Origin of the sequence: Salinimonas marina (assembly GCF_015644725.1) — a bacterium.
Lineage (GTDB): Bacteria > Pseudomonadota > Gammaproteobacteria > Enterobacterales > Alteromonadaceae > Alteromonas.
Genome location: NZ_CP064795.1, coordinates 747,564 through 759,855, shown reverse-complemented (window position 1 = coordinate 759,855; position 12,292 = coordinate 747,564). Strand labels below are relative to the sequence as shown.

Genomic DNA, 12,292 nt, shown 5'->3' with positions numbered 1-12,292 from the left:
GTGTCCCGGCGGCTTGGGCAACAGGCAGAACAGCAGGCGATTGCCTATCTGCAACAGCAGGGGCTGACCCTGGTTGCCTGTAATGTGCACAGCCGCTTTGGCGAACTGGATATCGTCATGCGTGACGGTGTCTATTGGGTCTGTATCGAAGTAAAAGCACGAGCAAGCCATCAGCACGGTCATCCGGCCGAGTTTGTCAACGCCGCCAAACTGGATAAAATGACCAAAACCTTTGTCCGGTATCTGATTGACCAGGGCTTAAATCCAAACCACATACCCCAACGCTTTGATGTGGTAACCTTTAATAATGATCATCTGCAATGGTTTAAAAACATTGCTGGTTAAGTTCCCTATACCAGGTAGTCATCAATATGATTGAACAAATAAAAGCAAATTTCACCGAAAGTATTCAGACCAAAATTGCGGCCTCAGAGATTTTACCTGAGTCCATCGAGAAAGCCGCCAGCATGATGGTTGAGGCGCTGATTCGGGGAAATAAAATCCTTAGCTGTGGGAATGGCGGCTCGGCGGGCGATGCCCAACACTTTTCGTCTGAAATGCTGAATCGCTACGAGCGCGATCGCCCAAGCCTACCAGCGATAGCCCTTAGCACCGATACCTCCACCCTGACCTCTATCGCTAATGATTACAGCTATGATGAGATATTTGCCAAGCAGGTGCGTGCTTTAGGCCAGTCGGGTGACATTTTGCTGGCCATCTCCACCAGCGGTAACTCCCGCAATGTGATTGCCGCTATGGAAGCAGCCTTATCCCGGGATATGACCATTGTCGCGCTGACCGGTAAAGACGGCGGTGAAATGGCCGGTTTTTTAAATGATCACGATGTCGAAATTCGGGTGCCTTCCAATCGCACTGCCCGTATTCAGGAAGTCCATTTATTGGTCATTCACAACTTGTGTGAATGCATTGATGACAGTTTATTTCCAGCCGAACATCCGGAATCCGATTAATATGACTATACGTTGGCTAAGCGCCTGCTCGCTGGCGCTAGTGGTCACTTTGAGCAGTATTCAGGGCTGCGCCGTCCTTGCCGTAGGCGCCGGTGCGGCAGCGGCCAAAGTTGCCCACGACAGACGCACTGTGGGGACCCAGCTGGATGATCAGAACGCCGAAGGTAAAGTTGCGTTTCGCTGGTCTGACAATGAGCGTTTGAAGAACGAGACAAACTTGCAGGTCGATATCTATAACGGGGTCGCGCTTATCACCGGCCAGGCTCCGGACCAACAGCTTATTAATCAGGCTGTGGCGCAGGTCAAACAGGTCGACCATGTGCGCAAGATTCACAATCAGGTGCGTGTGGGCCAACCGCTCGGGGCTTCGGCACAAGCCTATGATATCTGGCTGGCGAACAAGGTCCGGGCCAAACTGCTGGCAAATGAAAATGTTCCGACCCTGCAGGTTCGTGTAGTGGTGCAACATGCCGAAGTATTTCTGATGGGCCGGGTCAACAACCAGGAAGCGACCTTTGCCGTAGATATTGCCCGCAATGTGGAAGGCGTTACCCGGGTGGTCCGCGCCTTCGAAATTCAGTAACTTAAGCTACCCCTTTGTCGGTAGCAGGTCTATAGCCCTGCTGCTGACTGATCTATTGTCTGGTCTGGTTGCTAATTAATACATCTCCTAATCTTTCTGTGCTGTCCTGATCCCAGGCCCTCGGCCTTGGTCCCCTGCAATTGCGTCGGGCCGGTAACGCGATGAAATAAGTATCTGTTCGAATGCCAAAAGTTGATAACAAAACTGCCACAGCGCTATTGGTGGCGGCCGCTTTGTTTATGGAAATACTGGATGCCACCATCATTACCACGGCCCTGCCCATCATGGCCCGGGATTTTGGGGTGCCTGCGGCGCATTTATCCGTGGGGATCAGTGCATATCTGGTGGCAGTCACTATTTTTATCCCGATCAGCGGCTGGGCCGCCGATCGGTTTGGCGCCCGTCATATTTTTTCACTGGCTATTGTGCTGTTTGTCAGTGCCTCGGTGTTGTGCGGGCTGAGCACCGGCTTGTACGAATTTACCGCCGCGCGAATTTTACAGGGGATTGGCGGCGCGATGATGGTCCCGGTGGGCAGACTGGTGGTATTGCGACATTTACCCAAGCAACAAATTGTGAAAGCCATGGCGATTTTGACCTGGCCGGCCCTGGGCGCGCCTCTGATTGGCCCGGTATTAGGAGGCTGGATTGCCCAAACCTGGCACTGGTCATGGATTTTCTTTATTAATATTCCGCTGGGGCTGGCCGCGCTCATCTTCACTTATCTGTTACTCGATAACGAAAAAGGGGAATATCAGCGCTTTGATATAAAGGGTTTCATTTTAAGCGGCGCAGGTTTTGGGACGCTTATGGCCGGCTTGGAGCTACTCAGCAGCCATCCCGAAGCGCCGCTAATCCCGGGCGCTTTGATCGCGCTCGGTGTAGGGGTGATAGCACTGAATATCCGGCATATGCTCCGCGCTACTCAGCCCTTATTTTCGCTAGGCGCCCTGCGTTATCGTACCTTTCGGGCCACCATGGTAGGTGGTTCAATCATCCGTATTGCGTTATCCAGCGCGCCGTTTTTAATTCCATTGATGTTGCAACTGGGAATGGGGTATTCGCCCATTGAGGCCGGCGTGGTGCTGCTGTGGCTGTTTGCCGGGAACCTGGTAATTAAACCCGCCACCACCTGGATCATGAATCAGTTTGGCTTTAAGCAGGTGCTGATATACAACGCGCTGCTGATTGCCGCCGGCTTTGTGGCACTGGCATTATGTACTACTCAAACCCCCGGCTGGCTCCTCGGGCTGATACTGTTTAGCAGTGGTATGACCCGCTCCATGCATCTGACCGTGTTAAATACCTTAGGCTTTGCCGACATTCCTCAGCATAAGATCCGTGACGCTAATACATTAAGCGCGGTGGTTATGCAAATGACCCGGGGCCTGGGCATTACCGTGGGAGCGTTGGCCCTGACGGTGGCGACATTATTGCTGGCGGGCTCGGCCGATGCACCGGCACTGATTGATTTTCAGCTGACCATGGGCATGATGGCGATTATTGCCCTGCTTTCTATTGTCGACAGTATAACCTTACCCAACCAGGCCGGCCGTAGCATTTTGAAAAAATCAGGCTCTTCAGCCGCTTCCTGACCGGGTGTGCCATCAGCCGCAGGATATCCGCCTAGGCAAAAGGAGCATGGCTTTCGGCCTGAGACCGTCGAGGTTAGCACTGTCCTTTTTTTGTCGACAATTTACCCACCTATCTTTGACAATTGTTTTATAAAGCACTACATTGTCGACACAATACATCTTCTTAACACTATTGAAACCATGCCGTTACCCGTAGAAGTCGCGATAACCAGCGCTGAAAAAACCTTTTTTCAGCTGCGCAAGGATATCGTTGAGGGCGTGATCCCGGCCGGTGCCAAGCTCAGCGAAACTGAACTGGCGAGTCGTTATACCGTAAGTCGCGCGGTGATTCGTGAGGCCATTAGTCGTTTAATGAACTGTCACCTGGTGGAGCGCAAAGCCAATGTGGGCGCCAAGGTGGTAACCCTTTCTGCCGCAGGTCTAAAAGAGCTGTATCAGGTCAGGGAGTCTCTGGAAGGTATGGCAGCACGCCTGGCGGCCCGGCATATGAGCGAGCAGGAGATCCTGGCGTTGCAGCAACTGCTTGACGAACACAGCGCTCAGGTAAAAGAAGATCAATCGTATTATCAGGAAGCCGGTGATGTCGACTTTCATTATCGTATCGTGCAGGGCAGTAACAACAGCCATTTGATCAATGTACTCATTGATGGTCTGTATCATCTGGTACGTATGTACCGGGTCCAGCTGGGCATGGCCGGCCCGCGGGTAACCACCGCCTTTGTTGAGCACAAGAATATCGCACTGGCCATCGCTAATCGCGACGAAGAGCTGGCAGAAATGCTGATGCGCCGCCATATCCTGTATTCCCAACACAATATTGAAAACAAGCTGAAAGTCTGACTTCCCCTACATTAAAAGTGAAAGAGGTTTTTATGCAATCTGCAGGAAAAAAATTTCGTGAGGCGCTGCGCGCCAACCAGCCCCTTCAAATTGTCGGCACCATCAATGCCTACAGTGCCATTATGGCCAAAGAAATTGGTCATCAGGCGATTTATCTATCTGGCGGTGGGGTAGCCAATGCCTCATATGGCCTGCCTGATCTGGGCATGACATCTTTAAACGATGTATTGGTGGATGTTCAGCGCATTACTAGCGCCTGCGATCTGCCATTGTTAGTCGATATCGATACCGGCTGGGGCGGGGCTTTCAATATTGCCAAAACCATCCGCGATATGGAAAAAGCCGGTGCGGCGGCGGTTCACATGGAAGATCAGGTGGCCCAGAAGCGTTGTGGTCATCGCCCGAATAAAGAAATTGTCTCTACCAAAGAAATGGTGGATCGCATTACTGCGGCCGTGGATGCCCGTACCGATCCTGACTTTTTTATCATGGCACGCACCGATGCCTTTGCTCAGGAAGGCTTAGATGCCGCCATAGAACGTGCAAAGGCTTATGTGGCCGCCGGCGCCGATGGTATTTTTGCCGAAGCCATTCAAACCGAAGCACACTACCGGGCTTTTGCTGAAGCACTGGAGGTACCGATTCTGGCCAATATTACTGAGTTTGGCAAAACCGAACTTTGGAATACCAGCGACTTAGGTCAGTGGGGCGCGGCGATGGTGCTGTATCCGTTAAGTGCATTCAGAGCCATGAACAAGGCTGCTGAACGGGTGTATCAGCACATTTTAAAAGATGGTGACCAAAAGGCGGTGGTCGATGACATGCAAACCCGGGTGGATTTGTATGACTATCTTGGCTATCACGATTACGAGAAAAAGCTGGATGACCTGTTCGAGCAAAGCAAAAACCAATAGCCGGGTGTAACTTACCTTAAACCGTATTTTCTCATTTGTACCCTACATATTATAAGCGGAGATATTTCATGGCAAAACAACTTAGTGGCGCAGGCCTGCGTGGTCAGGTAGCCGGTAAAACAGCCCTTTCAACAGTAGGTATTGCCGGTTCAGGCTTAACCTATCGCGGTTATGACATTAAAGATCTTGCTGACAACTGTCAGTTTGAAGAAGTAGCACATCTGATTTTAAAAGGTCATCTGCCAAATCAAGGCGAACTGGCCGAGTATAAAGCGCTACTGCAACGCCAGCGCGGCCTGCCTCAGGCACTAAAAGAAGTCCTGGAGCGTATTCCTAAAGACGCTCATCCTATGGATGTGCTGCGCACCGGCTGTTCAGTACTGGGCAATCTGGAAACCGAAGAAAGCTTTGACGATCAGCAAACCATCACCGATCGAATGCTGGCCTGCTTCCCCAGTATCATCTGTTACTGGTACCGTTTCAGCCATGATGGCGAGCGTATTGAGGTAGAAACCGATGATGATTCAATCGGCGGTCATTTTTTGCATATGCTGCATGGTAAAAAACCCGAGCCACTGCATGAGCAGGTAATGCATGTTTCGTTGATTTTGTATGCCGAGCATGAGTTTAATGCCTCTACCTTTACCGCTCGCGTATGTGCCTCTACCCTGTCGGACATGCACTCATGCGTCACCGGTGCCATCGGTTCTCTGCGTGGTCCTTTGCATGGCGGCGCGAACGAAGCTGCCATGGATATGATTGAAAAATTCAGCTCTCCGGATGATGCGGAAAAGCAAATGATGGGTATGCTGGAGCGCAAAGAAAAAATTATGGGCTTTGGTCATGCGGTGTATTCAGACAACGATCCGCGCAACGATATTATCAAAAAATGGTCAAAAGAATTGTCTGAACAAGTCGGTAACGAAAACCTCTACGCGATTTCTGAGCGCTGTGAGGCGGTTATGTGGCGGGAAAAGAAACTGTTCTGTAACGCTGACTTTTTCCACGCGTCGGCTTACAACTTTATGGGCATTCCCACTAAGCTGTTTACCCCGATTTTTGTGATGTCACGTCTGACTGGCTGGGCTGCTCACGTGATGGAGCAACGCGCCGACAACCGCATTATTCGTCCTTCGGCCGAATACACCGGTGAAGAACTCCGTCAGGTGCCGGCCATCGACGCCCGTTAATTCCTTTTATTTTAAACCGGGCCTCAACCTGTGTGGGTGTCCGGTTTTTTGCTATTGCAGGAGGCAGTTATGAATACTGACCATCGCAAACCCCTTCCCAATTCTAATCTTGATTATTTTGACACCCGAGAAGCAATAAATAACCTGAGCCCGGGTACCTACGAAAAGCTTCCCTATACCCTGAAAGTCTTTGCCGAAAACCTGGTACGCAAATGCCCGCCGGAGATTTTACAACAGTCTCTGGAGCAGATTATTCACGGTAAAAAAGACCATGACTTTCCGTGGTACCCGTCCCGGGTGGTGTGCCACGATATCCTGGGCCAAACCGCGTTTGTCGATTTAGCCGGGCTGCGCGACGCGATTGCGGAAAAAGGCGGCGATCCGTCGAAAGTTAATCCGGTGGTGCCTACCCAGCTGATTGTGGATCATTCGTTGGCCGTGGAGCATGCCGGGTTCGAAAAAGACGCCTTTGAGAAAAATCGGGCCATCGAAGATCGTCGCAACGATGACCGCTTTCATTTTATCAACTGGACTAAGACCGCCTTTAAAAATGTGGATGTCATTGGTCCCGGCAACGGCATCATGCACCAGATCAATTTGGAGCGCATGTCACCGGTAGTACATGCCACCGATGGTGTAGCGTTTCCCGATACCCTGGTGGGCACCGACAGTCACACTCCCCATGTGGACGCGCTGGGCGTTATTGCCGTGGGTGTGGGTGGTCTGGAAGCTGAAAGCGTAATGCTGGGCCGCGCCTCCATGTTGCGACTGCCCGATGTGGTGGGTGTGGAGCTTACCGGAAAACCTCAGCCCAACATTACGGCTACCGATATTGTACTGGCACTGACAGAGTTTTTACGCAAACAAAAAGTGGTTTCGGCCTACCTGGAGTTTTTTGGTGAAGGTACCAAACATCTGACGTTGGGCGATCGCGCCACGATTTCTAATATGACCCCGAATACGGGGCCACCGCGGCGATGTTCTATATTGATGAGCAAACCATCAAATATCTGGCCCTTACCGGGCGTGAAGATAAACAGGTGGCGCTGGTAGAAAATTACGCTAAACACACCGGCCTGTGGGCCGAAGATATGGCTTCAGCTCATTATGAACGGGTGCTGCAGTTTGATCTGTCCAGTGTCGGGCGAAATATGGCCGGGCCGTCGAACCCCCATTCGCGCTTGCCCACCAGCGATCTCAAACAACATGGTTTGTTAGGTGATGTTCATGCCGAAGCCGGTAAAATGCCGGACGGGGCGGTCATTATTGCCGCAATCACCAGCTGTACCAATACCAGCAACCCTCGTAATGTGATTGCTGCAGGCTTGCTGGCGAAAAAAGCCAACGCACTGGGCCTGACCCGCAAACCCTGGGTAAAAACCTCTCTGGCGCCGGGCTCTAAAGCCGTCAAACTGTATTTAGAAGAAGCCGATTTGATGGATGAGCTTGAACAGCTGGGCTTTGGGGTGGTGGCTTTTGCCTGCACCACCTGCAATGGCATGAGCGGAGCGTTAGATCCGGCTATCCAGCAGGAGCTGGAAGAACGTGACTTGTATTCGGTAGCGGTATTATCCGGTAACCGCAATTTTGACGGTCGCATTCATCCTTTTGCAAAGCAGGCCTTTTTGGCCTCCCCTGCCCTGGTCGTGGCCTACGCCATCGCCGGCACCATTCGTTTTGATATTGAAAAAGATGCGCTGGGAACCGACGAACATGGTAATCCGGTGACCCTGAGCGATTTATGGCCGTCTGATGAAGACATCGATGCCATGGTGGATAAGTACGTTAAGCCTGAGCACTTTAAAAAGGTGTATGAGCCGATGTTCGACCTGAAAGTGGAGTACGGTAAAGATCTGAATCCGCTGTACAACTGGCGTGAACAAAGCACGTATATTCGCCGTCCCCCTACTGGGAAGGTGCATTGGCGGCTGAACGAACCATGACTGGGATGCGGCCACTGGCCATCCTGCCTGACAATATCACCACAGACCACCTGTCGCCATCCAACGCCATCATGGCCAGCAGCGCAGCCGGTGAATACCTGACCAGCATGGGCGTACCCGAAGAAGATTATAATTCGTATGCCACCCACCGGGGCGATCACCTTACCGCCCAGCGGGCGACGCTGGCGAATCCCAAAATTTTCAATGAAATGGTGATGGAAAACGGTGAGGTTGTGCAGGGCTCGTTAACACGTTTGCAGCCTGAAGGCGACGTAATGCGGATGTGGGATGCTATTGAAACGTACATGCAACGAAAGCAGCCGCTGATCATTGTTGCCGGTGATAATTATGGTCAGGGCTCATCGCGCGACTGGGCGGCCAAAGGGGTACGTCTGGCCGGGGTTGAAGTCATTGTCGCCGAAGGTTTTGAACGTATTCATCGCACCAACTTAATCGGGATGGGCGTATTGCCTCTGGAGTTAACGCCAGGCACCACCCGTCACACCCTTAAGCTGGATGGCAGTGAAACCTTTGATGTTAAAGGCACGCCTCATCCGGGTGCTGAGCTTACCTTATGCATAAATCGTAAAGACGCGCAGCAAGTTGAGGTACCGGTTATCTGTCGTCTGGATACCTTCGAAGAGCTGTCTATTTATGAAGCGGGCGGCGTGCTACAACGCTTCGCTCAGGACTTTTTGCAGGCTGAAGAAGCTAAGCAGGAGTAACGTAATCAGGGCCACTGGCACTGCCTGATGGCCCTGTAACAGGAGTATTGTTATGTCTCATCCTTCACAATTACGGGTCCCGGCAACCTATATGCGCGGCGGTACCAGCAAGGGTGTTTTTTTTGCGTTAAAGGATTTACCTGAAGCAGCTCAACACGCCGGCCCCTATCGTGATGCGCTATTGTTACGGGTTATTGGTAGCCCCGATCCTTACCAAAAACACACGGATGGAATGGGCGGTGCCACCTCCAGTACCAGCAAAACGGTCATTTTGTCCAAAAGTGAACGTCAGGACTACGATGTCGACTATCTGTTTGGGCAGGTCGCCATTGATAAACCTCATATCGACTGGAGCGGTAACTGCGGCAATCTCACTGCAGCAGTGGGTGCTTTTGCCATCACCAATAATCTGGTCGATGCTTCACGTATCCCCGAAAACGGTGTGGCGGTAGTGCGGATCTGGCAGGTTAATATTCAAAAAGCGATCGTGGCGCATATTCCCATTACCGATGGTCAGGTACAGGAAACCGGTGACTTTGAGCTCGATGGGGTCACCTTCCCGGCAGCTGAAGTGAAAGTCGAGTTTATGGATCCTGCCGATGCCAGCGAACCCTTATTTCCGACCGGTAACACCCAGGATGTGCTTGAAGTGCCGGGCGTAGGTCATCTTGATGTCACTATGATCAACGCCGGGATCCCGACTATTTTTGTGCGGGCCGCCGACATCGGCTATGCCGGGACCGAGCTGCAGGAAGATATTAACGGCGACGCCACCGCCCTGGCTATGTTCGAATCAGTTCGTGCCCATGGCGCGGTTAAAATGGGCCTTATTCAGAACATTGGGGAAGCTGCCCAGCGCCAGCATACCCCTAAAGTGGCTTTTGTGGCGCCCGCTGCTTCTTACAAAGCCTCCAGCGGTAAAACCGTTGAAGCTAAAGACACGGATATGCTGGTACGTGCGTTGTCGATGGGAAAACTACACCATGCCATGATGGGGACCGCGGCAGTCGCCATTGCCACCGCAGCGGCTATCCCCGGCACCCTGGTCAATGAAGCCGCCGGCGGTACAGAGCGCGAGTCGGTGGTATTTGGTCATCCTTCCGGTACATTGGAAGTGGGCGCCAAGGCTCGCTACTGTGACACTCACTGGCAGGTCGAAAAAGCGATCATGAGCCGCAGTGCCAGAGTGCTGATGGAAGGCTTTGTAAGGGTACCGCCGGTGTCTTGAGTCGGGCTTCGGGAACTTTTTACCTTTTACCAGGTGCCTTGCACCAGGTACCTGGGTTAGCGGTAGCCGGCGATTTATCCCATAGATGACTGTGGGTGCGAATTATTCAGTGATTACCGGTTTGTAAGTGTAATAGCAGACCGGGTTTACATCCACGAGCGCCGGGTACTTTCTGTTTCATACAACAACCGGTTCATCAGGTCCCTGGCCTGAGACTCGCCCATAAACGGTATGGTGACACAGCCACTGGCCAGGACTATTTTCAGACTCGCGACGCCACGCCGTTTCATCATGACACTTTGCTGGTATTTAACCTGCTGAACCTTGTACAGCGGACAACATCGGTAATCGAGGCCAATACAACCATTGCGCACATAGAGATAACGCGCATCGTAGCTGTAGCCCCAACGCCAGTAGCGTAATAACAAAACTATCACCGCCATCGTCATCCCTGTCGCCACCACTGCCACGCCAACCCATTGTCTGAGCTCAAACCCCAGTACACCGAGCAGCACAGTAAGGGGCAATAACCGCACCAGCAGATGGTGGGTAACATAAAACTCAGACACCCGCCGATACGACTGCTGCATGGGTGAACAGTCATTAAAAGCATGACTGACCAACGTTTGCGCCTGGGCGGTGGTAACCGAAGGCACTAGCAATTTATTGGCCGCCATCAGCTCCTGGTCCTGCTGCTGCCCGCTTCTATTTTGTTCAAAAAACAAATTGGCCCGGCTCAGCAATTTATCCAGCCAGTCCTGCTTTATCGCCACCAGCTGAATACGGCTTTCGCGCATACTCACCTCCTGGCGGGACAACAACCCGCTGCGCCGGATATACCGATCGCCGTCTTTGGACAGGGTATACCCGTAATAGGTCAGCAGCGAGCCGCCCACCGACAATAGCCCCATTAACGCCAGAATGATCAGGGTCACAGAAGCCAGGTACAGCCCCATTGCCACCAGGCGATGGTACCTGACCCGGCAAGCTGTTCCAGTTGCAGCCCATACTGCTCCAGATAATCATTGATACCGACGGCCAGGTTATCAAAAAACGGTACCAGGGCGCCTAATAAAATCCACACCCGGTTGTTGGTGATCCCGTGAATCACTAGATCTTTGACTGATCGGGTATTTATAACCTGCTCCTGGTCCTGGTCCGGGGATTCATCAGCCGAAGGTGAGGCTTCTGCTTCTGCCTCATCCTTATTTCGGTGCTGCAAATAGTCGCTTCGTGAAGCAAGAATTTGGGCACGCAAGGTGGTGGCATAGCTGGTTGAGACCGCCACCAGACTGGCTTCTTCACTAGCAGAGCCGGCGGTATCCAGAATCACTACCGAAAAGCGGGTAAACCGATAATAAAATGGTCGTTCGACTTTTACATTTTGAATTCGCCAGAAAGGCAGGTTGATATGCCGCCGGCTAAACATGCCGCGGCGAATCTCGACATGGTTATTGCGAACCCTGAAATGATAGAAAAAATAGCTAAGTGCCGCCGAGCCCACGATCACCAGAGCGATGCCGCCCAAGGCCGGGATAAACCAGCTTGCTGTGGTAATACTCGTTGTCTGCGAGCCTATCGCCAGCGCCGGAATAGCATACAACCCATTCTGAACCAGGGTTTTGAAGCCGCTGGCCACGAAATACAACATGGCGATGGGCGATAGCCGCCGCCAGTGCTTACCGGTGTCCAGCTCAACCTCGGCCTCAGGGAGGGTGTCGTGCTTATTCATAGTGCCTCTGTCGGGTTATTTGGCATCCAGCTCTTTGTGGCTGAGAATAAACTGACGCAATTGCTGGGCCCGGGCTACCGGCAAGCCGGGAATTTCAAAGGTATGCCCGGCGCCGCCAGCCGAAAACACCTGCAAGCTGGCTAATCCGGCCAGTCTTTCCAGGGGGCCCCGTTTAAGCTCGATATGCTGGATGCGCAAAATCGGCTGGCAGCTTATACTTTTGAAAATCAACCCCTTATGCAAAACCAAATCTTGCTCACGCAGCGCATAACGCACGCGTAAGTCCGCAAAAAAATGATACACAAACCAAACCAGTCCCACGGCTGCCAGTAACATGCATGCCCGCGGGTATGCTGCCTGCAGTTCAGCGGTAAGCCCGAACCAGGGCTGAAAACGAAAGCCGGTGATAATCACCAGCAGGCCTGAAAAAATCACTGCTACCGTCGTAAGGTTAAGCTGGCGATAGCGAGGTGAAACCGCACTGGTTTGAAGGGTCCAGATATCCGGCAGCGAGTCAGGCGCTACCGGCGTATTGGAAAAAGGCGGTGGGGGTTGAGCACTCATAACGGCC

At 52.3% G+C, this 12,292-nt stretch carries 11 protein-coding genes and 1 pseudogene; 9 read left to right on the top strand and 3 right to left on the bottom strand.

The features are described from left to right. From IT774_RS03250 to prpF, 9 genes and pseudogenes are all read left to right on the top strand, one after another. Positions 1-345: a YraN family protein gene (locus IT774_RS03250; protein WP_195811315.1), complete on the top strand. Its 345-nt coding sequence runs from the start codon at positions 1-3 to the stop codon at positions 343-345. Positions 346-371: 26 nt separating this feature from the next. Continuing rightward, the gene (locus IT774_RS03245; RefSeq protein WP_195811314.1) at positions 372-971 is read left to right on the top strand and encodes a phosphoheptose isomerase; all 600 of its coding nucleotides are present in this window, start codon (positions 372-374) and stop codon (positions 969-971) included. Between the two features lies 1 nt (position 972). Beyond that, positions 973-1,554, top strand: coding sequence for a BON domain-containing protein (locus tag IT774_RS03240; RefSeq protein WP_195811313.1), 582 nt, complete (start codon positions 973-975; stop codon positions 1,552-1,554). Between the two features lie 182 nt (positions 1,555-1,736). Then, positions 1,737-3,149 (top strand): MFS transporter, encoded by a 1,413-nt coding sequence (locus IT774_RS03235; protein ID WP_232365101.1) that lies wholly within the window; start codon positions 1,737-1,739, stop codon positions 3,147-3,149. Between the two features lie 180 nt (positions 3,150-3,329). Further along, positions 3,330-3,989 carry a GntR family transcriptional regulator gene (locus IT774_RS03230; protein WP_195811312.1) on the top strand — a complete coding sequence of 220 codons (660 nt, stop codon included), beginning with the start codon at positions 3,330-3,332 and terminating at the stop codon, positions 3,987-3,989. Between the two features lie 32 nt (positions 3,990-4,021). Further along, positions 4,022-4,903, top strand: coding sequence for a methylisocitrate lyase (gene prpB, locus IT774_RS03225; protein WP_195811311.1), 882 nt, complete (start codon positions 4,022-4,024; stop codon positions 4,901-4,903). Between the two features lie 68 nt (positions 4,904-4,971). Then, positions 4,972-6,093, top strand: coding sequence for a bifunctional 2-methylcitrate synthase/citrate synthase (prpC, locus tag IT774_RS03220; protein ID WP_195811310.1), 1,122 nt, complete (start codon positions 4,972-4,974; stop codon positions 6,091-6,093). A 69-nt stretch (positions 6,094-6,162) separates the two neighbouring features. Continuing rightward, positions 6,163-8,761 (top strand): annotated as a pseudogene (gene acnD, locus IT774_RS03215) (Fe/S-dependent 2-methylisocitrate dehydratase AcnD). 52 nt (positions 8,762-8,813) lie between these two features. Continuing rightward, positions 8,814-9,989, top strand: coding sequence for a 2-methylaconitate cis-trans isomerase PrpF (gene prpF, locus IT774_RS03210; RefSeq protein ID WP_195811309.1), 1,176 nt, complete (start codon positions 8,814-8,816; stop codon positions 9,987-9,989). 146 nt (positions 9,990-10,135) lie between these two features. On the opposite strand, the gene IT774_RS03205 is transcribed toward prpF, so the two are convergent. From IT774_RS03205 to IT774_RS03195, 3 genes are read right to left on the bottom strand one after another with little or no spacing between them, the layout of a single operon-like run. Next, positions 10,136-10,945 carry a PH domain-containing protein gene (locus tag IT774_RS03205; RefSeq protein ID WP_232365171.1) on the bottom strand — a complete coding sequence of 270 codons (810 nt, stop codon included), beginning with the start codon at positions 10,943-10,945 and terminating at the stop codon, positions 10,136-10,138. After that, positions 10,921-11,721 (bottom strand): PH domain-containing protein, encoded by an 801-nt coding sequence (locus IT774_RS03200; RefSeq protein ID WP_195811307.1) that lies wholly within the window; start codon positions 11,719-11,721, stop codon positions 10,921-10,923. Before IT774_RS03200 ends, IT774_RS03205 begins: the two co-directional genes overlap by 25 nt. A gap of 15 nt (positions 11,722-11,736) precedes the next feature. Then, entirely contained in the window at positions 11,737-12,285 is a 549-nt protein-coding gene (locus IT774_RS03195; RefSeq protein WP_195811306.1) for a PH domain-containing protein, read from the bottom strand. Positions 12,286-12,292 lie beyond the last annotated feature (7 nt).